28 protein-coding genes are annotated in these 21,715 nt (G+C 45.4%); 17 read left to right on the top strand and 11 right to left on the bottom strand.

What is annotated here, in order from left to right; translation table 11 throughout:
- The first annotated feature begins 263 nt into the window (after positions 1-263).
- On the top strand, positions 264-1,334 hold the full coding sequence (locus KHN79_RS20790) for a YadA-like family protein (protein ID WP_182010800.1): 1,071 nt from the start codon (positions 264-266) through the stop codon (positions 1,332-1,334).
- Positions 1,335-1,573: 239 nt separating this feature from the next.
- Here KHN79_RS20790 and KHN79_RS20785 read toward each other — a convergent pair whose 3' ends face one another.
- The 4 genes from KHN79_RS20785 to flgA form a co-directional block, all read right to left on the bottom strand.
- Entirely contained in the window at positions 1,574-2,290 is a 717-nt protein-coding gene (locus KHN79_RS20785) for a lytic transglycosylase domain-containing protein (RefSeq protein ID WP_182010801.1), read from the bottom strand.
- Complete coding sequence (locus KHN79_RS20780; protein WP_182010802.1) at positions 2,290-2,727, bottom strand: flagellar protein FlgN; 438 nt, start codon at positions 2,725-2,727, stop codon at positions 2,290-2,292. The genes KHN79_RS20785 and KHN79_RS20780 overlap by 1 nt, the downstream gene beginning before the upstream one ends.
- Positions 2,728-2,743: 16 nt before the next feature.
- Positions 2,744-3,025 (bottom strand): flagellar biosynthesis anti-sigma factor FlgM, encoded by a 282-nt coding sequence (gene flgM / locus KHN79_RS20775; protein WP_182010803.1) that lies wholly within the window; start codon positions 3,023-3,025, stop codon positions 2,744-2,746.
- A gap of 125 nt (positions 3,026-3,150) precedes the next feature.
- Entirely contained in the window at positions 3,151-3,801 is a 651-nt protein-coding gene (gene flgA / locus KHN79_RS20770; RefSeq protein WP_244812723.1) for a flagellar basal body P-ring formation chaperone FlgA, read from the bottom strand.
- A gap of 225 nt (positions 3,802-4,026) precedes the next feature.
- Here flgA and flgB point away from each other — a divergent pair, with 225 nt between their 5' ends.
- The 12 genes from flgB to KHN79_RS20710 are packed head-to-tail and all read left to right on the top strand — an operon-like array spanning position 4,027 to position 14,000.
- Positions 4,027-4,371 carry a flagellar basal body rod protein FlgB gene (flgB, locus tag KHN79_RS20765; protein ID WP_182010805.1) on the top strand — a complete coding sequence of 115 codons (345 nt, stop codon included), beginning with the start codon at positions 4,027-4,029 and terminating at the stop codon, positions 4,369-4,371.
- A gap of 2 nt (positions 4,372-4,373) precedes the next feature.
- Positions 4,374-4,808: a flagellar basal body rod protein FlgC gene (gene flgC / locus KHN79_RS20760; protein WP_182010806.1), complete on the top strand. Its 435-nt coding sequence runs from the start codon at positions 4,374-4,376 to the stop codon at positions 4,806-4,808.
- A complete protein-coding gene (gene flgD / locus KHN79_RS20755) occupies positions 4,808-5,488 on the top strand; it encodes a flagellar hook assembly protein FlgD (protein ID WP_182010807.1) in 681 nt (226 codons plus the stop codon). Before flgC ends, flgD begins: the two co-directional genes overlap by 1 nt.
- Positions 5,489-5,514: 26 nt before the next feature.
- Positions 5,515-6,711, top strand: coding sequence for a flagellar hook protein FlgE (gene flgE / locus KHN79_RS20750; protein ID WP_182010808.1), 1,197 nt, complete (start codon positions 5,515-5,517; stop codon positions 6,709-6,711).
- A gap of 11 nt (positions 6,712-6,722) precedes the next feature.
- Complete coding sequence (locus KHN79_RS20745; protein ID WP_182010809.1) at positions 6,723-7,454, top strand: flagellar basal body rod protein FlgF; 732 nt, start codon at positions 6,723-6,725, stop codon at positions 7,452-7,454.
- A gap of 26 nt (positions 7,455-7,480) precedes the next feature.
- Positions 7,481-8,266, top strand: a complete 786-nt coding sequence (gene flgG / locus KHN79_RS20740; RefSeq protein ID WP_182010810.1) for a flagellar basal-body rod protein FlgG — start codon at positions 7,481-7,483, stop codon at positions 8,264-8,266.
- A 26-nt stretch (positions 8,267-8,292) separates the two neighbouring features.
- Complete coding sequence (flgH, locus tag KHN79_RS20735) at positions 8,293-8,988, top strand: flagellar basal body L-ring protein FlgH (RefSeq protein WP_182010811.1); 696 nt, start codon at positions 8,293-8,295, stop codon at positions 8,986-8,988.
- On the top strand, positions 8,988-10,112 hold the full coding sequence (locus KHN79_RS20730) for a flagellar basal body P-ring protein FlgI (protein ID WP_182010812.1): 1,125 nt from the start codon (positions 8,988-8,990) through the stop codon (positions 10,110-10,112). Before flgH ends, KHN79_RS20730 begins: the two co-directional genes overlap by 1 nt.
- Before the next feature lie 9 nt (positions 10,113-10,121).
- Positions 10,122-10,643, top strand: coding sequence for a rod-binding protein (locus KHN79_RS20725; RefSeq protein WP_182010813.1), 522 nt, complete (start codon positions 10,122-10,124; stop codon positions 10,641-10,643).
- Positions 10,644-12,017 (top strand): flagellar hook-associated protein FlgK, encoded by a 1,374-nt coding sequence (gene flgK, locus KHN79_RS20720; RefSeq protein WP_182010814.1) that lies wholly within the window; start codon positions 10,644-10,646, stop codon positions 12,015-12,017. It abuts the gene before it with no gap.
- Between the two features lie 15 nt (positions 12,018-12,032).
- Complete coding sequence (flgL, locus tag KHN79_RS20715; protein ID WP_182010815.1) at positions 12,033-12,932, top strand: flagellar hook-associated protein FlgL; 900 nt, start codon at positions 12,033-12,035, stop codon at positions 12,930-12,932.
- Between the two features lie 18 nt (positions 12,933-12,950).
- Positions 12,951-14,000 carry a flagellin gene (locus KHN79_RS20710; RefSeq protein ID WP_182010816.1) on the top strand — a complete coding sequence of 350 codons (1,050 nt, stop codon included), beginning with the start codon at positions 12,951-12,953 and terminating at the stop codon, positions 13,998-14,000.
- A 247-nt stretch (positions 14,001-14,247) separates the two neighbouring features.
- Here KHN79_RS20710 and KHN79_RS20705 read toward each other — a convergent pair whose 3' ends face one another.
- The gene (locus KHN79_RS20705; protein ID WP_182010817.1) at positions 14,248-14,451 is read right to left on the bottom strand and encodes a cold-shock protein; all 204 of its coding nucleotides are present in this window, start codon (positions 14,449-14,451) and stop codon (positions 14,248-14,250) included.
- A 441-nt stretch (positions 14,452-14,892) separates the two neighbouring features.
- Positions 14,893-15,477 carry an NADPH-dependent FMN reductase gene (locus KHN79_RS20700; protein WP_182010818.1) on the bottom strand — a complete coding sequence of 195 codons (585 nt, stop codon included), beginning with the start codon at positions 15,475-15,477 and terminating at the stop codon, positions 14,893-14,895.
- Between the two features lie 237 nt (positions 15,478-15,714).
- Between KHN79_RS20700 and KHN79_RS20695 the strand changes: the two genes are divergently transcribed.
- Entirely contained in the window at positions 15,715-16,014 is a 300-nt protein-coding gene (locus KHN79_RS20695; RefSeq protein ID WP_182010819.1) for a hypothetical protein, read from the top strand.
- 400 nt (positions 16,015-16,414) lie between these two features.
- Here the strand turns inward: KHN79_RS20695 and KHN79_RS20690 are convergent, their stop codons facing one another.
- Positions 16,415-16,741, bottom strand: a complete 327-nt coding sequence (locus KHN79_RS20690; RefSeq protein WP_182010820.1) for a hypothetical protein — start codon at positions 16,739-16,741, stop codon at positions 16,415-16,417.
- Positions 16,742-17,139: 398 nt separating this feature from the next.
- Between KHN79_RS20690 and KHN79_RS20685 the strand changes: the two genes are divergently transcribed.
- The 3 genes from KHN79_RS20685 to KHN79_RS20675 all read left to right on the top strand — a co-directional run bounded on the left by KHN79_RS20685 (position 17,140) and on the right by KHN79_RS20675 (position 18,817).
- On the top strand, positions 17,140-17,475 hold the full coding sequence (locus tag KHN79_RS20685; protein ID WP_182010821.1) for a hypothetical protein: 336 nt from the start codon (positions 17,140-17,142) through the stop codon (positions 17,473-17,475).
- Positions 17,472-18,224 (top strand): hypothetical protein, encoded by a 753-nt coding sequence (locus KHN79_RS20680; RefSeq protein WP_182010822.1) that lies wholly within the window; start codon positions 17,472-17,474, stop codon positions 18,222-18,224. The genes KHN79_RS20685 and KHN79_RS20680 overlap by 4 nt, the downstream gene beginning before the upstream one ends.
- Before the next feature lie 113 nt (positions 18,225-18,337).
- Positions 18,338-18,817, top strand: a complete 480-nt coding sequence (locus KHN79_RS20675; protein ID WP_182010823.1) for a GNAT family N-acetyltransferase — start codon at positions 18,338-18,340, stop codon at positions 18,815-18,817.
- A 128-nt stretch (positions 18,818-18,945) separates the two neighbouring features.
- Here KHN79_RS20675 and KHN79_RS20670 read toward each other — a convergent pair whose 3' ends face one another.
- The 4 genes from KHN79_RS20670 to motA form a co-directional block, all read right to left on the bottom strand.
- The gene (locus KHN79_RS20670; protein ID WP_182010824.1) at positions 18,946-19,356 is read right to left on the bottom strand and encodes an SPOR domain-containing protein; all 411 of its coding nucleotides are present in this window, start codon (positions 19,354-19,356) and stop codon (positions 18,946-18,948) included.
- A 137-nt stretch (positions 19,357-19,493) separates the two neighbouring features.
- Complete coding sequence (locus KHN79_RS20665; protein ID WP_182010901.1) at positions 19,494-19,778, bottom strand: hypothetical protein; 285 nt, start codon at positions 19,776-19,778, stop codon at positions 19,494-19,496.
- 108 nt (positions 19,779-19,886) lie between these two features.
- Positions 19,887-20,858: a flagellar motor protein MotB gene (locus KHN79_RS20660; RefSeq protein ID WP_182010825.1), complete on the bottom strand. Its 972-nt coding sequence runs from the start codon at positions 20,856-20,858 to the stop codon at positions 19,887-19,889.
- Complete coding sequence (gene motA, locus KHN79_RS20655; protein WP_182010826.1) at positions 20,858-21,715, bottom strand: flagellar motor stator protein MotA; 858 nt, start codon at positions 21,713-21,715, stop codon at positions 20,858-20,860. The genes KHN79_RS20660 and motA overlap by 1 nt, the downstream gene beginning before the upstream one ends.

Here is a 21,715-nt window from a genome sequence, read left to right as displayed (position 1 = left end):
ACTATGATGCTACGTTTGATATAGGGCGTTTATGCAGTTTGAGTAACGTGGGATAGGTGACAATGGTCAGGCAGTGGTTAGATCAGTGTTAGCCAATAGTAAGGAAACTAACAAGCAAGATAGACGTTCAAGACGGACTCTCTTGCAAGTATTAGATGGCTAAATGCTCTATTTACCTCAATGGAAAAATGGCGACTTAAATCTATTTGTTTGAAAACTAAAGCATACAAACATTAGTTTTACTGGATAAGGAATCATTAAAAATGAAAAAGTCGATTTTAGCTTTGTCTATCGTTTCATGTTTTGCAGCTAACGTGTATGCAGCAGATGTTGATACTAATGCGGCTAATATTGCTGCAAATGAGATTGCGATTACTAATAATACTAATGCTATTACCGCTAACACGAATGCCATTAGTGATAATTCAGATGATATTGCTGATAATGCGATTGCCATTAGTGATAATGCAGATGATATTACTGCTAATACGAATGCAATTAGTAGTAATGCAGATGATATCACTGCTAACGCGAATGCCATTAGTGATAATGCCGATGCCATCGCTACTAATACGGACGCTATTGCTGCGAATACTGAAGCAACCCGTCAACTTCTCGATGAAAAGACATCGGCAAATAGCACCCGCATTACTGATACTGAGACAGCAATTGCTGAAACTGCTGCGGCGATTACTGAAACGACGAGCGCAAATAGTGATGAAATCAGTGCTAACCGAGAATTTATCAGTGGGAATAGCGCTGCAATCAGTAATAATAGCACTGAAATCAGCACCAATCAGGCATCTATCAATGATAATAGTACGGCCATAAGTACAAATCAGGCATCTATCAGTGACAATAGTACGGCCATAAGTACGAACGAGGCATCCATCAGTGATAATAGCGCTGCCATCAGTACGAATCAGGCATCTATCGTCGATAATCGTACTTCAATCAACGAACTATATTCCGCTAGTGATGACTTATATCAAATGCAATCCGAACAATCAGTGCAAATTGCCGGACTTGATTCGAGGGTGACTGACCTAGAAAAAGACGTATCAAGTCTTAAACGAAATGTTACTCGCTTAGATGGTATGATCGCCGCTAACGCAGCAGCCGCTAGTATGGTCGCTCCGGTTAACTGGGATGGTGACTTAGCGGTGCAAGTCGGCGTCGGGTTTTATAATGATCAAAGAGCTCTGGCGATGGGACTTATGGGTGGTAACGAAGCCGTGGTTGTTAAAGGAACACTTGCTGCAAGTTCTGCGGATGATTGGAACAAGCCGGTTGTGGGTCTTTCTGCAACGTTCTCGACAAATTTATTTAAATAATTATGTTTTCAGAGAACAGGTTTAACACCTGCTCTCTGAAAGCTTTTTATTTGGAGAAAGCAAAAGGTTCGTTTGTTCGAACGGGAGCGTTGTTATTCGTCCTGTAATGATTTATATGGTGTTTGGTACAGATTGACTATCAGGTAACACTACATGTTTAAGAGTGTCAGGGGAGTCTATTTAAATCCTACAGCTCACTGTCTCTGCCACATTGGAGGATTCTCGTTTCACTGGCAATATCAAAGAGAGATGAGTGGAGGTAGTGGTGCTAAGTTGATTAAAGGACCGCTACTTTGTGAACCATACAGGAATAGTGTTGCTTTGTTATGGTTACGCAGTTTGCTGATGTTGATGATGGACTGTAAGGCATAAAACCGAGCGACGTATTGTCTTGTTTCTTGAGGTAGTTTCAGATTAGCGAAGTTTCGGCTGTTAGCTTGTTTAATCGCTCTGGCAACTCTCCCTTCCCCTGCGTTATAAGCCGCTAAAGTCAGGGCCAGATTACCTTCAAATTTCTGGTATAAAAAGGCCAGGTAGCTGGTCGCGGCTAGCGAACTTGCGCTGATATTAAAACGCTCGTCCCTGTTCTCCTCAACGATCAACCCAAATCGTTTTGCTGTTGAAGGTATCAGTTGCCAAAGGCCAGCAGCATTGGCGTGCGAAACGGCATCTGCTCTGTATGACGATTCCAGCATTGGCACTAAGACGAAGGCTTCTGGCAGCTTGCGCTTATCTAATATCGAAAATATCTGATTAATTAAAGATAGGTTTGAGTCTAGCCTTTGTTGTATCTGAACTTGATAGGGGCTGAGTACTTTAAGTTCCGTATCAATAGCAGACTGAGAAGGTGCCGCGGACGTTGTCTGACAAAAAACGACAAAAATAAAGAAACCTGCCAGACGCAGGGAACGTGGCAGGAAAAAAACTGGAAAATTCCAGAAAGGACGGCAAGCCATCAAACTAACAAATCTTCGTAAGTGTCCGGAGAGGCATTAGTGAACTCACTCATTAGCTCATGGAATGAAGCTGAGCTTTGACCGTTCTTTTGATTGTATTGCTGGCATTGCTTAATGAGTGTTTCTAAGTGACGCCACTGTTTTGTCACGGCAAGTCTGAGCTTCTCCGGCAGTATCGAGAATATTTTACTAACGCCTTTTTCATCCGCTGGCAGACCCAGTTTGAGCATGCACTGAGTGCGCTTAACTGCATTACGGTTAAGCTGGTCTAGAACCGGTGTTTGCTGATCTACATTTTCACTCAAAGCGGCAGCATCGAAGTTCAGATACAAGGCACTTTGTTTTTGCTGCAAAACCATTAACTTTTGATAAAGTTTAATGTCTTCGCTGATTGATTGGATAAATCCCTGTATCAGTAACTGCTTTTCAGAGGCCATGACGTTATCCCTGTAATTATTCGTGACCGGTATGGAATTGCATTACAGCCTGAGAAAGAGCCTTAGCATCTAGACTAAGTTCACCACGGGCAAGCGCATTACGAATTTTTTCAACTTTCGCCATGTCTACATCCGGTAGTGTTTCCATCTCAACCATTGCTTTGTCCAGAGAGGCAGTATTCACGTTTAGCGTTGCTTCCGCTACCTTTTTTGAAGGTGCCGTTTCAATCGCTTTGCTGGACTCTTGATTAAATTTGGTTTGGGTTAATTGCCCGCCTGTCACTTTTTCAATTTTCATATCACTCTCCTGAATTTTTCGCTGTTATTCTTTTAAAGCGGCTAAAAAGCGGAAAAATTAATTCCTGATCGATATTTTTTTAAGTTTTTATTACCTGCTCTGAGAATCGATCTGCTTGCAACGGATCAGAACTGCGTTTGTACCTGGTTAAGCCCGATGACCACTGCTTTGATGCTCTTGCCGGAAGTACTGTTCTGGATATCTATTTGCTGACCTTTCACTCCGTCCTCAAGAGCTACACCTTTGGTTTTGGCTGTAAAGCCATCTTTAGATGCAATGATGACTACCTGATTGCCCTTCTTTACAAAGTCCGCGGCACTGACGGAGTTAGGGTTGATTAGCTGTCCGTTACGGATCCGGCGCGATGCCTGTTTACCCGCCGCTTGGGCAATGGATGAGAAGAAGTCTTCCGGGCGGGTCAGGGTACGCCTTTCCAGTCGAAGTACACTGTATGAGAGTTCTTCATCTCTTTGGATTAACGTATTGGCGACGACAACCTCTAAATTCAGCGCCGCTTTTATTGCGGTATTGATACGCCACGATACTTCCGGGGTCTCACAGCTCACTGCACGCTTCAGGTTTCCTACCGGTATGGATTGATTATCTCGTCCGGTGATCACCAAAGGCTCCGGGCAAACGGGCAGATGGTTCGCTGAACCTGGTATTCTTACCTCATAGTTTAGCTCGTAGTCCTGCCAGCCATTTACATGAGCCAGATGGCTGACTTCTTGTTCATAATCATCGCTTACCGCTTGCTGGATCGCTTCTACAGACATGGTCTGTTCCGCTGCTGTCAGTGATGAAAAATGCAGTGACAGGCAGAGCGTTCCCACCTTTATTACGGAGGAAATCAGCGATTTCCTCTTCCCTAAATCCACTTCCGCAACTAGGAAGTTAGGGTTCCTTGCTGTTTTTAACACCTTGTTTTTTAAGACCTTATTTTTTGGCATGCATTTTGTTTCTATCTCTGGGTATTCGAGCCAACCTCAAGGGAAAAATGCATGGCTATCAATTTTGAAAATGCGTTGGGTGTACACCCGGACTCTCTGAATTTTCGCGTTCAGCGTACCAAAGTCCTGGCGAGTAACCTAGCGAATGTTGATACCCCAGGGTATTTAGCAAAAGACCTCAGCTTTACCACGGTAATGAGCGAGATGTCCTCTGCACCCAAGATGCAGGTATCGACTCAATATGCGATTCCATTCCAGAACAGCAAGGATGGCAACACTGTGGAACTTAGTGTTGAGCAAGGAAAGTTTACACAAAACAGTATGGATTTTCAGACTAGCCTGACGTTTCTTAATATGAAATTTAACGGGTTAGCAAGAGCAATAGAAGGACGCTAAGCATGTCATTTACTGATATTTACTCCATCGCAGGTTCCGCAATGAATGCGCAGACCGTACGTCTGAATACGGTGGCAAGTAACCTTGCGAATGCGGATGCCGTATCCGCAAACCCTGATGATGCGTATAAAGCGCTGAAACCTGTTTTTGCTACTGTCTACGGCAAGTCGCAACTTGCTATGAGTAACGACGCGTACCCAAGTGCTGAAGTGAAAATCGTAGACGTTGTACAAAGTGCCGGTGAAGCAGAAAAGCGCTTTGAGCCGAGTCATCCTCTGGCAAACGATGAAGGTTACGTTTACTACCCGGATATTGATGTTGTGTCCGAAATGGCGGACATGATGTCGGCGACCCGCAGTTTTGAAACTAACGTTGAGGTGCTTGCTAACGTGAAAAGTATGCAGCAAGGCCTGCTAAAACTAGGGCAGGGCAGCTAATGAGTATTGCTCAATATACGGCATTAAGTGCTGACACTGCGACTCAAACGACTTCATCAACCGCGAGTGTTTCTGGAAACGCGTTAGACATGAACAGTGCGACATCACTTGAGAACGAATTTATTTCGTTGATGGTGGCACAAATCCAAAATCAGGATCCACTGAATCCGTTAGACGGCACTGAATATGTGAGTCAGTTAGCTCAGTTCTCCCAAGTACAGAGCACTGAAAACATGGCGAACATTATGCAGAACAGCATGGTTTTGCAGGAAAACCTGCAGGTGCTTTCAACAGCGGGTCTCGTTGGGCAGACGGTTTATGTCTATGGCAATGAATTTGAACTGGGTGAGGGCGTACAAAGCGGTAAAGTCGAACTTACCAGCAACTCAAATCAGGTCAATTTGGTCGTCACGGATCAGTTTGGCCAGTCAACCAAAGTCCCTCTCGGCGCTCATCCGGCTGGTGAAGTCGACTTTTCTATTGACCCGGAGGAGCTTGGTCTCAAACCGGGTAACTACACACTATCTGTTGAAGTTCAGGAAGGGCAGCAAGCACCCGATGTTCTTCTGGCAGGTAAGGTCGAGAACGTCAAAATTTCAGGCTCTAGCGGTACTTCGTTTGTCAATATCGAAGGTGTCGGTAGCGTGCCTTTCTATCAAATCAGTCAGTTTGGTGCTTAACCAAATAAGGAATACAGAGGTTAGTTATGAGTTTTAATATTGCACTTAGCGGTCTGGATGTTACTAACACAGAACTGAGTACTATCAGTAACAACATTGCGAACGCATCAACATACGGATTTAAAGGCGCTCGTACAGAGTTTTCTGCTGTTTACAACGGCATGCAACCTGGTGGTGTAGAAGTCGCCGCTATCTCGCAAAACTTTGATAAAAACGGTTCGGTCAGTGGAACGGGACGTTCGATGGATTTAGCCATAAACGGCACCGGCTTTTTCGTTACTAAAGACACCGCGGGACAAACGCTTTATACCCGTGCTGGCGTTTTTGGTACGGATAAAAACAACTACATCGTCGGTAATACTGGCGCGAAGCTTCAGGGTTACAGTGTTGATAACAACAATACTCTGCAGACTGGTGCGGTTGGTGATTTACAGATTTCAACGGCTAACTTAGCGGCGAAAGCGACAGATAGCCTTAGCTTCGTTGCTAACTTTGATGCCAGTGCGACTACTATCGATACAGTAGTAAACCCTTTCGATCCTAATGATCCTGATTCGTTTAACTCGTCTTACACTTCTCAAGTTTACGACTCATTAGGTAACACGCACACCGTCACTCAGTATTTCACTAAAACCGCTTCAAACACCTGGGAAGTGAATGTTCAGGTGGATGGCTCTGCTACACCGGTCGCGACTGAGTCGGTTACTTTCAATACTGATGGTTCTATTGCAACACCAGCAGGAACGTTTAACGTTGCATTTCCTGCGGCGGGCGCAAATGCGATGAGTATTGATATTGACCTTGCTGGTTCTACTCAGTTTGGCGCTGCGTTTGGTGTAAGCACAAATAACCCTAATGGCTACAGTTCTGGTGAGCTGGCAGGCGTTCGTGTTGAAGATAACGGCATGGTTTACGCAACCTTCACCAATGGTCAGTCTCAGTTACAAGGTCAGCTGGTACTGGCTGACTTTGCTAACCCGCAAGCACTGGCTAAAGTCAGCGGCACTTCATGGAGCCAAAGCTTTAACTCTGGTGCGCCAATTGTTGGTGCTCCTGGTTCAGGTACTCTGGGCGACCTAACTCCGGGTGCATTGGAAGGCTCTAACGTCGACCTAACCAGTGAGCTGGTTAATCTGATGACAGCACAGCGTAACTACCAGGCGAATGCTAAAACCATCTCAACCAATGACCAGTTAACTCAGGCGTTGTTTAACGCGATTTAACGGAGTCTGAAATGGATAGTTTGTTATTTACCGCAACGTCAGGTGCCAGCCGGGTTCTTCAAGCTCAGCACGTGCGTTCGAACAACTTATCAAACGCGGACACCGCAGGTTTTCGTGCTGATATGGAGCAGGTAAAAAGTACTGCGCTGCAGGGCTCGGGATTTGATGGCCGTACACTGGTTTCCAGTAACTCTGCAGCTACTCGTTTTGACGCGGGTGACGTGATTAAAACCGGAAGAGCACTTGATGTCGCCGTTATGGGTGAGGGTTTCCTTACAGTGGAAACCCCAGATGGTAACGAAGCGTATACCCGTGCCGGTAACATCGCTGTCGATAACTTTGGTGCGCTTAGCATCAACGGTTTTCCTGTCGTTGGTGATGGCGGACCTGTAATCCTTCCTGATTATCAAAAAGTAGAAATCAGCGAGCGTGGCCAGGTTTCTGTAGTTCCACCTGGTGGTGGTGCAGAGCTGGTGGTAGGGACACTGAAATTGGTTAACCCACCACAAGGCCAGCTGCAAAAAGGGAGTGACAGTCTTTTACACGGTGTTGACGATGCGCAGTTCGAAGCTGATCCAACGGTTCAGCTTGCGCAAGGACACATTGAAGGCAGTAACGTGTCAGCGATTGATGAGCTGCTTAACGTGATGTCACTGACCCGCAACTTTGAGATGCAGGTACGCATGATGAAAACGGCAGAGACACTTGCTCAGGCCGGAAACAAATTAATGGCATCCCGCTAAACACGGATGTACAGGAGTAAATAGTAATGCATTCAGCACTATGGGTAAGTAAAACGGGCATGGCGGCTCAGGACACGAAAATGACCGCCATCTCAAACAACCTGGCTAACGTTAACACCGTCGGTTTTAAACGCGATCGCGTTGTGTTTGAGGACTTGTTCTACAGCATTCAGCGTCAGCCGGGTGCTGCTGTTGACCAGGTTAATGAACTGCCGAGCGGAGTACAGCTGGGTAGCGGTGTACGTGTTGTGGGCACGCAAAAAGTGTTTACTCAGGGTAACACCCAAAATACCAGTCAGGAACTCGACCTTGCCGTAATGGGTCAGGGCTTTTTCCAGATTGAAAATTCAGATGGTCAGATCATGTATACCCGTAATGGCCAGTTTCACGTCAACTCAGAAGGCCTAATGGTGAATACACAAGGGCTTCCTCTTGAGCCGCAAATTCAAATCCCTGAAGACGCGATCTCCTTGTCAGTAGGTGTTGACGGCACGGTAACTGCGACGACAGCAGCAGACGTGAGACCGCAGAACCTGGGGCAGATCACCCTAGCTAATTTTGTTAATCCGGCAGGTCTTGAGGCAATGGGCGGAAACCTGTTCAGAGAAACAGAAGCGAGTGGTCCTGCAGATGAGCTAATTGCGGGTGAAGATGGTGCCGGCAGCATCAAGCAAGGAGCACTGGAAGGCTCAAACGTTCAGGTAGTGGAAGAGATGGTTGACATGATCACCACTCAGCGTGCTTACGAAATGAACGCAAAAGTCGTATCGGCGGCTGACGACATGCTGAAGTTTGTCGCTCAATCGATGTAATACGAGATTAATGCAGTAAAAATGTGATGATAAAGGATCTAAGAATGAACGTTTTTTCTAAAGGCTGGATAGTCACCGCCGCAGTCATTCTGTTGGCCGGGTGCGCTGGTCGGGACGAATTCATTCCGCCTAAACCGGATGAAGAAAAATACGCACCGCCAAAACTGGACTACTCATTGCCGGAAGCAAAAGCAGGTAGCCTTTATCGTCACAATTACCATGTGACGCTGTTTCAGGACAGACGTGCTTACCGTGTCGGGGATATGCTGACTGTCGTTTTGTCTGAAGAGACGGAATCGAGCAAAACCGCTGATACGCAATATGATAAAAGCGCTAACGTTGGTTTCGCCGCTCCGGTATTTGGCAACAAAACCTTTAATGATTTAAGTGCGAGCGTGAATGGCGAACGCAGTTTCGACGGTAGTGCATCGAGCTCTCAGGGCAATAGACTTGAAGGGCAAATTACCGTAACGGTTCATGAAGTCATGCCGAATGGCGTATTGCGCGTAAGTGGTGAAAAGTGGCTTCGTCTTAATCAAGGCGATGAATTCATTCGCTTGACCGGCATTGTCCGCGTTGATGATATCAGCCGCAATAACCAGGTCCCTTCATCACGCATTGGTGATGCAAGGATCACTTACTCAGGCCGGGGGGCTCTGGCTGACAGCAATGCTGCAGGCTGGCTTTCACAACTCTTCAACAGCCCTTGGGTACCGTTTTAATGAAGTTAAAAAATTCTCTTTTTATCGTCTTCTCTCTTTTGCTGTCACTGGGAATGAATCCGGTTGCAAAAGCGCAAGTTGCCATCCCTATTATGGATTTGGTTGATGTACAGGGCATCCGTGATAACCAACTGGTGGGTTACGGTTTGGTCGTCGGCCTGGATGGACAGGGTGACCGGAACCAAGTCAATTTCACTTCGCAGTCTGTCACTAACATGCTTCGTCAGTTTGGTGTTCAGATCGACGATAACAGCAATCCTAAACTGCGTAATGTCGCTTCAGTGAGTGTTACCGCTGTTGTATCGCCTATGTCGGGCCCGGGTCAGAAACTGAACGTGGTTGTATCTTCTCTCGGTGATGCAAAAAGCCTGCGCGGCGGTACGCTTTTACTGACTCCTTTGCGAGGCGTCGACGGAGAAGTCTACGCAGTTGCTCAGGGTAACTTAGTCGTGGGTGGCGTATCTGCAGAAGGTCAGAGCGGCTCTAAGGTCGTCGTCAACACACCAACAACTGGGCGAATTCCGGACGGAGCGACACTGGAGCGTGCGATTCCAAGTGACTTCAACCAGATGGAAAAAATCGTGTTGAACCTGCGTAAACCCAGCTTTACCACCGCAAAAAACATTACGCGCGAAGTGAACAATATTTTTGGCCCTAAAGTCGCGGTGGCGGTAAACAAGGTACGTATCGATGTTCAGGCTCCTAAAGATACCCAACAGCGCGTCATTATGATGTCGATGCTGGAAGAGCTGAAAGTAATGGAAGGACGAAAACCTGCACGCATTGTATTTAACTCCCGCACCGGCACGGTTGTCGTCGGTAAGAATGTCAAAGTCAGTGAAGCGGCGGTTAGCCACGGTAACCTCACTGTGACTATTTCTGAAGCTCAGCAGGTAAGCCAGCCCAATGCGTTTGCTAACGGCGGTGAAACTCAGGTAGTTGACCGTTCTGATCTGGACGTACGTGAAGAGCGTGCTCAGATGGTTATCTGGCCCCCGGGCACTGAGTTAAATACGATTGTGAACGCAGTAAACAGCTTAGGTGCAACACCAACCGATTTAATGTCGATTCTACAGGCGTTATATGAGGCTGGTGCGCTAAATGCAGAACTTGTGGTGATTTAAGGAGCACTTATGAACCTGGAAGGGCTAAATGAACAGAGCTCTGTGCTCTACCACGACAACAATACACTAAAGCAGATCAAGCAAAGCAACCAGCAAGGCGAAGCCTTAGAAGTGGTTGCTGAGCAGTTCGAGGCGATGTTTTTACAGATGGTATTGCGCCAGATGCGCAGTAGTAGTGATGTACTGGCAGATAAGGACAGCCCGTTTGCCAGCCAGCAACAAGGTGTGTTCCGCGATATGTACGACGGACAGCTAGCTATCAATATGGCAAATAAGCAGAACTCTGGTATCGCTGATATGTTGGTTAAACAACTGGGTAACCCGCTCAATGGCGTAAAGTCTGAGAACAGCAGCACCCTTCAGGCCGCAAATGATAACCGACTCAAAAAGTCTGGCACTGAAGATGTGGCAAGTATTTTTGGTAAAGAGATACATCTTTCCGGGGAAACGGTCGCCTCTGTTAAGCAGGCGCAGCAGGAAGTGAATACCACTGCTTTTGCGCAGCCACTGATTCGTAAAAGGGAGCTGTAAATGAGTCTAATCAATATCGCTTTATCTGGTCTGAATGCCAACCGGGTTGCTTTGGATGTCACGGCACAAAACGTGGCAAACGTGAATACACCGGGTTACAGCCGCCAACAGGCATTGATGGCTTCCGTTGAAGGCGGTAAATATGACCGCCTTAGCCCAGGTATCGGTGTGGAAGTCTCCAGCATTCGTCGTGTCAGTGATGAGTATCTGGTGAAGCAGATGTGGTCGACAAACAGCTTTGCCGCTTATGCTTCTCGCTACACTACCAACATGAGTCAACTGGAAAATACACTCAACGCTGATGGTCTTAATCTTTCTGCCGGGTTCGATGCCCTGTTTGCGAGTTTGAATGACGCAACGGTCAAGCCAGAATCGGTCCCTTACCGCCAGCAAATCATTAGCGAAGCAGAAGCACTGAGCCTTCGTTTTAACACCTTAAGCGAGTCATTATATAGCCAATTACAAAATGTGGATGACCAGCGAAACGCGGCAATTAACCATACCAATACTTTGCTAAGTAATATCGCCGGTATTAACAAACAGATCATAGAGTTACAGGGGACAGGTGGAAATCCTAGTAACCTTTTAGATGCTCGTGACAAGTTGATCGGTGAATTATCAAACTTTGTTGAAATTAAAACGACTACTCAGTCAGACGGTGGTGTTCAGGTTGCGTTAGCTTCCGGTCAACCTTTGGTGATGGGCGGCGATTACGGTACGCTAAAAGCAACCCCGGATCCTTCGGCATCAGGCTTGCCTGTGATTGAAGTCGAGTTTGGTAAACAAAGCTTCATTGTTCCTGATGTTCAGGGCGGTGAAATCGGTGCATTAAATGATTATCAGCAAAATGTCTTAGAGCCCTATCAGAGTGCAATTGATGATATGGCGCAGGCGTTTGCGGATGAATTTAATGCCGTACTTGCTACTGGTACCGATCTTAATGGTAATCCGGGAGCGCCTTTGTTTAGTTATGATCCGACGAGCCCAGCTTCCAGTCTTACTGTTACAGGTATTGATCCTAAAGAGCTTGCGTTTTCCTCTGACGGTAACCCGGGCAATGCTGATGTATTAACGGACCTTATCGCTCTAAGCAACCAACCTGTGACTGTGTCAGGCTTTGGTTCGTTAACTCTCAACGACGCATACTCTGCGATGATAGGCGAAGTGGCAATTAAAGCGCGTCAGGCGGACGCAGATTATCAGGCCAAGACTTCTATGAATCAGCAAGCGATTTCTGCACGTGATAATGTCAGCGCCGTCAACAGCGATGAGGAAGCGGCAAACTTAATGACGTTCGCCAATGCACATAATGCCAATATGAAAGTGATCAGCACGGCTAATCAGCTTTTTGATACCGTTCTCCAGTTATTCTAAGGGTAGGGAAAGAAGATGCGAATCAGTGATACTCAATTTAGTCAGATGATGTTGCAGAGCTTAGAGAGCAACAATGCTGGTCTGGGCAAAGTACTGCAGCAGATGGCAACCGGTGATCGCCTGACTAAGTTATCGGACGATCCAATGGCTTCGATACGATTGTTAAACCTAGATCGCGAAGGTTCTGCGATTAACCAGTATCAATCCAACATTGCTAATGTGAAGAGCACGCTTTCCAGCCAGGAAGTGCATCTTGATAACGTAAATGAAAGTTTGCAATCTATGCGTGAGCTTGCGTTGTGGGGAGCTAACGGGTCGTTAAGCACAGAGGACCGTACTGGTATTGTCGTAGAGTTAGAAAGCTTACGTAATGCCGTCGCATCGTCGTTTAACGCTCAGGATGAAGAGGGGCTTTACCTGTTCTCCGGCACCAAAAGTGACACTGCGGCTTTATCAAATGCAGGTGGTACTTATGTGATTGAAGGTAATGCGGACAAGCGTGTTGTCACGGTGGCGAAAGGTGTCACAATGGAGTCGAACATGACCGCAGCAGAGGTTCTAGACCTTGGCGGCGGTAGTAATGTACTTAACCAGATTGATGCCTTGATAGCAGAGTTTCGTAACCCTACTGCAAACTTCAGAAATACTGTTGATACGTCGATCGCAGCGATAGATGCTACTCATGATAACGTGCTTGGAGCGATGGCTAAGATTGGTGGTGCCCATAATAACCTGGAAATGCTTGATAACGCACATGGTGAGAACAAGCTGTTTGTCGATAAAGTTAACTCTGATCTGTCAGCTCTGGATTACGCTGAAGCGTCTGTTCGATTAAGTAACTACATGGCTGCCCTGGAAGCCACTCAGGCAAGTTATGTGAAGATTCAGGATCTGAGTCTGTTTAATCGAATTTAATAAGCAGGATTTCCCGTTATGGTAATGAGTACTGTAGAGGTTCGCTCGTACGATCTTCGAGTACCTGGCAGAGATAATACTTCAATTGCGTCGTCGCGAACGACTGACGCAGCCGGTGCCAGTGTTTCACGCAAAGTAACCAGTCGAACGACTCCTTCTGTGTCTTACTCTGTTTCTGGCATTATGCTCACGCAGGGGCAGCAACAAGCTACATCGGTACAGATGGCAACAAAAGCGCTGCAAGCTGTTGGAAAAGAGCTGACTATGGTTAAGCGAGGTCTTACTCAGGCGCTCAATCATGGAGTAGAGAAGCAACCAGAGTTACAAAATGAACTAAGCCGCTCAAAAGATAATATCCGCTCTGTGCTTGAACAGTCGAGATTTGACGGCAACAGAGTGGTAAACAATGAGCTTAATCTAACGTTAAACCAAGCTGATGTGCGCCGTTTTTCGATTCCCGGTCTTAATGTACACCGACAAAGCGAACGAGCTGAGCAAATAAGGCTCGACTTTCCTCAGGGGCAGTCTGTCGTGGTGCAGTTTGATGGCCGCTCTGACGGCAAGCAGACCGTAAAAATGCTCGATCGCAGCTTAGTCCCACTTGGTTTAAGAGCGTCGCTTTCCAATGACGGTACCATTCTGTTTGAGTCTTCGGAGCAGGCTTATCATCAAATGCAGCAAAAGGTGATGGTCACCGGTCAGGGGTATCGTTTTCCTGCAGGTCAGGCAAACCAGCTGAATCTGAAATCTGAGCCGGATGGTATTGCAGAGCTTAGGTTTGATCTTGGTTCAAGGGACGGGATCAAAAACACCATTATCAAGGTGAACCAGCACTTAAAGCAGGTGCAAAAGAGCCTAGAGCAGGCACGTAGCATTAACGCAGATCTTGGCTCACAAATGCAATCTATTCAGAAACAATCCAACACGCTGACGATAAATGAAGTCAACGAGAAGCTTGCTCAGTTCGATGCCATGTCAACTTCAGGCGCGTTTACTTCCTCGTTTAAAGCGCTAAACGCACAAGCGAATGTAAAGCGACATACCGTCGTTGCCTTGATGCGTAGTTAGAGATGTGGACTTTTACGGACTACTGCAACCTAAAATTATTTAGTCTAGGTTTAAAGCAGCTGAACACTATATGTTGGGGCGATGTTACTAGACGTAGCGATATGGCAGCTACCAGCTTGTAGGAGTATTATCAGCGTTAAACAAAAAGAATAAGCCGATTGAATGTGACGGGGTAGAGTAAACAGACTCAAAATTAACTTAGTGAGTCTGTTTTCCAAACAAGTTAAGCTTCACTTCATGGCTTACTTTATATTGGCTTTACATTAGTCGCACACGGACCTTTTTGTCCTTGTCCTATTTCAAATTCGACTTTCTGACCTTCATTCAGCGATTTATAACCACTCATTTTAATTTCCGAATGATGAACGAACAAATCTTTACTGCCATCGTCTGGTGTAATAAAACCGAATCCTTTATCACCATTGAACCACTTAACTATTCCTGTACTCATATTCTCAATCTTCATATTTGGTGAACTATGGATGACTTACCTTGCTATCACCATCACAAGAGTCACTATCTTTTAGGACTGCCTATTTGCAAAAACTAATCTAATTGATGAGTTTCAGTTAGAGATACAGTTAACCTTTGGTTTAGTATGGACAATAGATGAGAAAAATGCTGAATAAATTTGGTTAGTTTCTGTGAATATAGCGATCTAATGTGGAAATGTTTTGACAGCTCAAAGCTGTCTAACTTTATAATTTCTTAACCTCATTAGCACTATCAGTGACCCTCGTACCTAGCGAGCTAACCTCTTACTAGCTCGGTGTTTAACGGTCCAGTTTTATGGCCGCTCTGGCGGCAAGCAGACCGTAAAAATGCTCGAACGTAATTTAGTTCCACTTGGTTTAAGAGCGTCACTTTCCGATGACGACACTTTTAGGGAGAACTACTCGCACTTTGTAGACGTCCGGGGTAGCACGGTGAGAACGCGAACGATGAAAGCGTGTAATTCTGTCATGTAATTACGCAGGAACTCAGCTGTTCTCTCATCGGTAACCACGCCATCTTCAGTAATAAGCCCCGGCTTAAATTGGACGTAAGCTTCTACTGTGTTCATCAGCGGAGAGTTGCAAAAACATAAAACACCACGCAAACTTTGCTGCGCTAATGCAGTTCCGATAGAGCCCGGCGACGCACCAATCACACCTGACGGCTTGGCAGTAAAGGAATTTTGTCCCCATGGCCGACTCGCCCAGTCTATCGCGTTTTTCAATCCGCCAGGTATGGAGCGGTTATACTCAGGCGTTACAAAAAGAACACCATCCATATCTGCAATGGCTTGTTTAAACTCTCGCGCGACAGGAGGGAAATCGTCATCATAATCGGGGCTGTAAAGAGGTAGATCTTTAATTGGGATTTCCACTAACTCAAGCTCTGGCGGTGCCAAACGAGCGAGTGCTTTTGCAAGCATTCTGTTAATTGAGTTGGAAGATAAACTACCAACGAAGTATCCGACTTTGTATTTTGCCATGTGACTTTTCTCCTTCTCCTAATTAGTTACCCAACTTCAATTCACATAGTTGCGTAGCAATCCAACTCCTCGTTTTTCCTCCATAAAAGTGTAGTTCAAACCCGCAGCCTCAGGCTTTTATATCTTCAAGCTTTCGTTCTACAGGGTAGTGTTCGGGAGCGCAGATGAGATGTGGGCTACAGTATAAAGCGATGGTGATATTTCGCCGTCGATACAGGTAAAAGAACGGAGGAGATTATGAATATATCTAAAGTATGTATACCTGTGATTTTTGCAGGACTTACGACCATATTTGCTGCGTCTGCATTTGCAACCCCACCCGTAAAATCGATGACGGTAGAGTGTAATTGGGGGAAACTGACCATGGAGATGATCAAAGAAGCTGACTTCGACCAGGGTGGCCATTCCGCTGACCCGTCGGGCGATGGTCATGGACCAGGAACAGCGGACGAGCCGCGCAAAGGCCTGGCTAATGTCGTTGAGAGAGGGAATCTGGAGTACACTTGCGAGTTGATTGAAAGCCTTCTGACAGACTAGGCTTATCTAACTAAATCAGAAAAAGCCCACTAAGGTGGGCTTTATTATTAGTTATCGTTATACCTCAGAGGTTTTAACCACTTTAGGTGTTGTTGGTCCAAGATACAAACATATATTCTGAACAGTACTAGTTTAATTACCACAATTAGCTTATATAGGTTCAGAAAACTATTGGTCATTAATGTTCTGGTGGTGTTGACCCAAACTGTTTCTGTCTGATTATAAAAATAACCTCCAGCCTTAAAATATTATGCCTTCTACATCAGGCATGGATATTAGGGCTGTTATAAATAAAGGGAAATACTAACCGTTCTACTAATCTGTATCTTAGAAAATAGTTTAAATTAGCATGTCAGAAATGAATCAACTTGGTTATATTCATCAGTTTAGAATTTAGTTCTCACCAAGTTATCACTGTTGGCTCTTCACCATACTTAGCAATATATGCTTGTATGACATCGTCTGGTTTTAGATCACAATCGTTGTTAACCTTCTCTAATAATGGTATTAGCCATTCAGAGTTAGTGTCGTATAAAAAGTGATCAAATGGTTTTGTAAGTAATTGCTCCGCTGATATGTTTGAACCGTAATCTCGCTCACGGACACCCTCCCAAACACCAAAAGGGTTAGCTAAGTTTTCGGGGTGGTATTCAATGCAATACAAATGCTCTCTCTTACTACCATTTCCAAACCTATGACTTCCTTTACCTAAAATATAAGATTTCATCTTTTTGCCTAAATTAATCCATTAATGATAATTAATTACCCCTTCACACGTTACGCATGTACTAGGTTACTAATGCTTATTAAATGGCAATGATGTAGCCTATCTGATGGTACTTCAACCGATAATCTATAAGTTAATGGCAATATAGGGCGTTAGCTCGCAAGATTACTAATTGTGGCCAGAAACGCTAACAATGAAGTTGCTTCTGATAACTTTGGTTAGGGGAAATTACACCTAAAAGAGGTGAGTTAAGCTTTGCACTAGTAGCTGATATATACTGGCTTCAAATGATTTTCTATTTGTGTTGAGTTTGTTTTAAATACATTAACGACGCCCGCTGGAACACTATACTAGAATAGGTTTGTGTTTATCTTTATTCTGAATAAAGCGAGGGGTTCATGGCTCAGGAAGAAGGCCGCCGTATTGTCGATCATAAAACCGTACGCATAGGTATTGGTATTGTTGCCTTATTCATGCCGATCTCCGTGCTATTGTTTGCAGGTGACAAAGTAGGAGAAATGGATTCAATTAGCGCATCCTACTGGACCGACTCCCGTGACATTTTTGTTGGGTGCATGACAGCGGTAGCGTTTGCTTTGGCATCTTATAACGGAACGGGAGTTTGCAAGAAAGACAGTGAGTATTGGTTAAGTAAGTTGGCGGGAGTATCCGCCTTAGTCGTGGCTCTGGTTCCGGCCGGTGCAGGCTTAATCCCACTTGTGATACCCCGGTGAGCTGGGTTGCAGCATTAACTGCCGGTTATCACGATTTTATTCACACTCTGTTCGCGGTCTTCTTGTTTGCCTGTTTGGTCTTGCTGATGGGGTTTTTCTCACTACGGGCGAAATATAAACAACAAAATATAAGGTCTAATGGGTACTGCATAATCAGTTTACTGATGCTGTTCGGTATTCCGCTGGTTTACCTGTTTGGTAATGATGGCAAGCGTTACGCTCCAATGTTTTGGTCAGAGTTGTATGGCCTTGCGTTGTTTGGTATTGGCTGGCTGTCGGCAGGTTCATACCGTTCTAAATCGGTCGATTTAGATCTGGCAGGTGCTACCAAGCTCGATTGTGTGAACGTTGAAGCGGCAAAGCAAAATAATTACACAAATGTGGTCATCAGGCCGGGTATGGAGTACTTGTTTGTTGCGAAGGGATGTTGGGCGGATTGGTTTATTGGCTGCGGGGCTTATGGGTGGGGACCAGATTGGAACCCGCTTAACTATTTCAACCGCATAAAATGGAAACCAATATTCACGTTGTGCGGTTCTGTCGGAGCGAACTGGGATGAACCGGCTCTTAATTTTGTAATAGGCGCTCAGCGGCGCTGGACTGCCCCTTCATCATTAAAGGGCCAGGATGAAGAGAGCCGACGTTTGTATTTATTTGCTAATGACTGGCGAAGTCGATATGGGAATAATACAGGTCAACTCAGAGTCGATGTTTTCGAAAGGCCTTCGCAAGAAGTAAAGAGTGACTGAGTTACAGATAACGGTGACTTAACTGTATTAATGCCCTTCACAACAGATTTTCATACTTGTATAACCCGATTAAGTATTCAAGTTAGTGTCTTGTGGTGAACAGGTATATCTCTATGGAAATAAAACAATTAAATGACTGCCTCTGCTTTTTAAATGAGATTGCAGACTGGCATTATCAAGAATGGCAACACTTATACCCTGATGACACGTTTCATGATTTTATAGAGGATCTAAAGCAGTCTCTGATTGATGATCTCATACCTACGACATGGGTTTTAATAGATAAAGACAAGCCGGTTGGCAGTGCATCAATTGTTCATCATGATATGGAAACTAACAGGCATCTTTCTCCATGGCTCGCCAATGTATTTATCAAACCTGAGTACAGAGGAGAGGGGTTAGGTCGTTTGTTAATAAATCATGTTCAGGAACAAGCCAAAAGTAGTGGTATGGCTGAGATTTACCTGTTCACAGAGAAAAGCTCTGAGCTATACCAATCATTGGGCTGGAGGACGATTAAACACGAAAAATATCATCAAAATGATGTAGAAGTTATGATGATGCAGTTAGTTACTCATGAGCTTGACCAGTAGCCAGCAACTCTTTCAGTCAAACCGTTTTTGTTTAGAACAGGGGATAGACGTTTCAGCCGAGGCTGGCTGAAACGAAGACGGAAAAACCTTTTAGTACTGATGTGTAATCCAACCTCTGGCGGATAAATCTATCGTATGCGTACTACATTGGTTTCTTGTTGCATTTTCATCTGTTCGAAGGTCAGGATGAATGGTTCGGAACGTTGTACATGTCGGGGTAAGTGTTGAATAGCGCGAGCCGCCTCATCTTTTGTCTTAAAGTCTCCGGCTGTTACTGCATACCAACGTGCTCCCCGGCTAGATTTCCAGTTTACCCACACCGGATAGTCGGACTTAATCTGGCTGATATATTCCTGAACATCAGCCTCTTGTCTCAACGCTAAAACCTGTACGGTAAAATTGTCAGGGTTCATATTTCCGTAGGCATCCTGAGAAGTCATTACACCTACGCATTGTGCGTCTGGAACCGGGCTGGGTGTGACGCTGCAGCCCAATAACATTAAACTGAGTAGCAAGGGGGTTGCTTTTAATACCTTCATATTTTTCTCTGTCTATTAAATGACAACGACTTATTATTTATAGGCGGCAGCTATTGGTGAAAGGTTTAGCTGAAATTTCAGATGGTTGTATTAGCTTACTGATTGTTAGACCTTTAACGCGAAAAGCAGAGACTGCTTTACACCAGGAAAAAGAAATAGAGAAAACATATAAACGCTAACAGAGTCGCCGAAAGGGTGGGGTAAAGAATGTAGGCGTCTTGTTTCTCAGTTCGCTGGAAGCAGAGAAACGTCAGCAGAATATTGTAAACGAGTAACAGAGTACTGATAGCCGTTCCGCTGTTTAACGTTAAGTTGTACAGCTGGCTGAGAAAAAAAGCGAGCAGCGCATAGTCGATAATGATCAGCCACATAAAGGCTTTCTTTAACCCATCTTTTCTTTGATTTTCAATATGAACAGGCATATGCGTGCTTACTTTAGTTGGACTATTCAGAAGCCGACCATTTACGCTGTAAAAATGGTCGGCCATCAAAGTTACTAGGTCAAGAGACCCTAAATTCCCGTTTCTGAATTAAGCGTTTTCAGAACTTAACGGTTTGTTCGTTGCCGTTTGTCGAATAACAGGTTGATTAAATTCAGCTTTTTCACGTGCTTTTTGTAATTCGCTATCGTGTTGATTGCCAAAGAAAGTTTCCAGTACCTGAGCAGCCACAGTAGTGAGAACAAACAACTCAATACGGCGGTTTTCACTTGAATCCGGATTTTCCTCATTTAACAGGGCACGATCAGACATGCCGGTTACCTGAAGTACACGTGCTTCTGGCATTCCTCCTGATACTAAAGTTTGTCTTGCGGCATTAGCACGAGAAGAGGAGAGCTCCCAGTTCGTTTCACCACTTAATCGATGTTTAAACAGGGTCGCATCGGTATGTCCACTGATGATGAGCGGATTAGTCACCTTTTCGAATATTGGCGACATAGCTAACAGCAGGTCTTCAAAAAATGGTGTCAGCTCGTCTCCGCCACGGCTGAACATATGCTGCTTGTAATCATCTTGAAGCACAATGCGTAAGCCTTGCGGGGTCACTGTAACATTCACGTTACCCTGGGCGCTGCTTTGACGTACTGCGTTTTCGACCACTTTTGCCAGAGCCGCAAGTTGTTCCTGCGTGTCATAATTGCCGGGAATGAGTGAGTCGCTCTCTGGCCCGTCACCATCTCCCTGGAAAAATGAAGTGACAACATGGTTGGAGTCGTGACGGCTTGGAACAGACGAGTCTGATGCCAGATCAATCGGAGAAATACTCTGAGCCGTGTCAAAGGGATAGTTGAAGCTATTTTCAAAAACACTGGCACTTTGTAACTGAGCAATGATGGCTTTACGCTCATCCTTATCAACCACCTGCAAGATCCAGAGTACAAGAAAGAGTGCCATCAAGGCGATCATGAAGTCCGCGAAAGCGACTTTCCATGCGCCGCCGTGAAACTCTTCATGTGTCTTTGCTTTCGTTCGTTTGAATACCACATGTTCTTGCTTTTGCATTATGCCTCCTGCTCAGCCAGCCATTTTTCCATCTGGTTAAAGGTAGGTTTAATGTCCAGTTGAATATGTTTGCGACCAGCGTCAATTGCGAGCAAGGTTGGTTTTTTAGCTACGTAGGCAACAAGTGTCTCTCGCACACATTCAAATGCAGACATGTTGCGCTTTACACGCTGTGCCATGGCGTTGCTTAGTGGGTCTAGGCAGCAATAGCAGCCGAATATACCAAGAAAAGTACCAACCAGAGCAGCCGCAACGTGGTAGCCAACCATTGCAATTGATCCGTCGATCGCCTGCATGGTGATGATGATGCCGCCGACTGCAGCCAGTATCCCAAAACCCGGCAATGCTTCTGCAGTGCGTTGTAAAGATCGGGATGGCAGCAGAAGATCGGTTTCGATAGCGTCGATTTCCTGCTCAAGCAAGCCCTCTAACTCATGTGGAGACATCTGGCCCATTGCCATCAGACGAAGGTTGTCGGTAATAAATGAGATCAGGCGGTAATCGGCTGCAACTAGAGGGTAGCGGTTGATTAACTCACTGTTTTGTGGCTCTTCAATATGGCTGTCCAGAGATTTAAATCCGCCATTTCGCACGGTTTCAAGCAGACTCTGAAGCAGGGCCATTAGCTGCATATAGTATTCACGTTCGTTTTTCGCGCCGGAAATAGTAGAGCGAAGTTGGCTGCGCATTTCTTTTAGCACTTGTGGAGGGTTGCCAACGATCAGTGAGCCGAAAGAAGCACCAATGATGATCAGGAATTCTGCAGGTTGCCATATAGCCCCCATCTTCCCGCCTGCCCACATGTATCCACCAAACACGCACAATAATATGGTAATGGCTCCAAAAAACTTTTGCAT

Source organism: Vibrio sp. B1FLJ16, assembly GCF_905175385.1.
Taxonomy (GTDB): Bacteria; Pseudomonadota; Gammaproteobacteria; order Enterobacterales; family Vibrionaceae; genus Vibrio.
The sequence above is the reverse complement of the archived record's forward strand: the minus strand, read 5'-3'. Positions and strand labels throughout refer to the sequence as shown.

What these genes read in the sequence shown, in the direction of transcription:
- flgG (WP_182010810.1), top strand. Translation starts at nt 7,481, where the DNA reads ATGCATTCAGCACTATGGGTAAGTAAAACGGGCATGGCGGCTCAGGAC.
- KHN79_RS20700 (WP_182010818.1), bottom strand. Translation starts at nt 15,477, where the DNA reads ATGGCAAAATACAAAGTCGGATACTTCGTTGGTAGTTTATCTTCCAAC.
- flgE (WP_182010808.1), top strand. Translation starts at nt 5,515, where the DNA reads ATGAGTTTTAATATTGCACTTAGCGGTCTGGATGTTACTAACACAGAA.
- KHN79_RS20785 (WP_182010801.1), bottom strand. Translation starts at nt 2,290, where the DNA reads ATGGCTTGCCGTCCTTTCTGGAATTTTCCAGTTTTTTTCCTGCCACGT.
- flgK (WP_182010814.1), top strand. Translation starts at nt 10,644, where the DNA reads ATGAGTCTAATCAATATCGCTTTATCTGGTCTGAATGCCAACCGGGTT.
- flgM (WP_182010803.1), bottom strand. Translation starts at nt 3,025, where the DNA reads ATGAAAATTGAAAAAGTGACAGGCGGGCAATTAACCCAAACCAAATTT.
- KHN79_RS20790 (WP_182010800.1), top strand. Translation starts at nt 264, where the DNA reads ATGAAAAAGTCGATTTTAGCTTTGTCTATCGTTTCATGTTTTGCAGCT.
- KHN79_RS20745 (WP_182010809.1), top strand. Translation starts at nt 6,723, where the DNA reads ATGGATAGTTTGTTATTTACCGCAACGTCAGGTGCCAGCCGGGTTCTT.
- KHN79_RS20705 (WP_182010817.1), bottom strand. Translation starts at nt 14,451, where the DNA reads ATGAGTACAGGAATAGTTAAGTGGTTCAATGGTGATAAAGGATTCGGT.
- flgL (WP_182010815.1), top strand. Translation starts at nt 12,033, where the DNA reads ATGCGAATCAGTGATACTCAATTTAGTCAGATGATGTTGCAGAGCTTA.
- KHN79_RS20670 (WP_182010824.1), bottom strand. Translation starts at nt 19,356, where the DNA reads ATGAAGGTATTAAAAGCAACCCCCTTGCTACTCAGTTTAATGTTATTG.
- flgA (WP_244812723.1), bottom strand. Translation starts at nt 3,801, where the DNA reads ATGTCTGTAGAAGCGATCCAGCAAGCGGTAAGCGATGATTATGAACAA.
- KHN79_RS20730 (WP_182010812.1), top strand. Translation starts at nt 8,988, where the DNA reads ATGAAGTTAAAAAATTCTCTTTTTATCGTCTTCTCTCTTTTGCTGTCA.
- KHN79_RS20725 (WP_182010813.1), top strand. Translation starts at nt 10,122, where the DNA reads ATGAACCTGGAAGGGCTAAATGAACAGAGCTCTGTGCTCTACCACGAC.
- KHN79_RS20665 (WP_182010901.1), bottom strand. Translation starts at nt 19,778, where the DNA reads ATGCCTGTTCATATTGAAAATCAAAGAAAAGATGGGTTAAAGAAAGCC.
- KHN79_RS20695 (WP_182010819.1), top strand. Translation starts at nt 15,715, where the DNA reads ATGAATATATCTAAAGTATGTATACCTGTGATTTTTGCAGGACTTACG.
- KHN79_RS20710 (WP_182010816.1), top strand. Translation starts at nt 12,951, where the DNA reads ATGGTAATGAGTACTGTAGAGGTTCGCTCGTACGATCTTCGAGTACCT.
- KHN79_RS20660 (WP_182010825.1), bottom strand. Translation starts at nt 20,858, where the DNA reads ATGCAAAAGCAAGAACATGTGGTATTCAAACGAACGAAAGCAAAGACA.
- KHN79_RS20780 (WP_182010802.1), bottom strand. Translation starts at nt 2,727, where the DNA reads ATGGCCTCTGAAAAGCAGTTACTGATACAGGGATTTATCCAATCAATC.
- KHN79_RS20685 (WP_182010821.1), top strand. Translation starts at nt 17,140, where the DNA reads ATGGCTCAGGAAGAAGGCCGCCGTATTGTCGATCATAAAACCGTACGC.
- KHN79_RS20690 (WP_182010820.1), bottom strand. Translation starts at nt 16,741, where the DNA reads ATGAAATCTTATATTTTAGGTAAAGGAAGTCATAGGTTTGGAAATGGT.
- flgB (WP_182010805.1), top strand. Translation starts at nt 4,027, where the DNA reads ATGGCTATCAATTTTGAAAATGCGTTGGGTGTACACCCGGACTCTCTG.
- motA (WP_182010826.1), bottom strand. Translation starts at nt 21,715, where the DNA reads ATGCAAAAGTTTTTTGGAGCCATTACCATATTATTGTGCGTGTTTGGT.
- KHN79_RS20675 (WP_182010823.1), top strand. Translation starts at nt 18,338, where the DNA reads ATGGAAATAAAACAATTAAATGACTGCCTCTGCTTTTTAAATGAGATT.
- flgH (WP_182010811.1), top strand. Translation starts at nt 8,293, where the DNA reads ATGATAAAGGATCTAAGAATGAACGTTTTTTCTAAAGGCTGGATAGTC.
- flgD (WP_182010807.1), top strand. Translation starts at nt 4,808, where the DNA reads ATGAGTATTGCTCAATATACGGCATTAAGTGCTGACACTGCGACTCAA.
- flgC (WP_182010806.1), top strand. Translation starts at nt 4,374, where the DNA reads ATGTCATTTACTGATATTTACTCCATCGCAGGTTCCGCAATGAATGCG.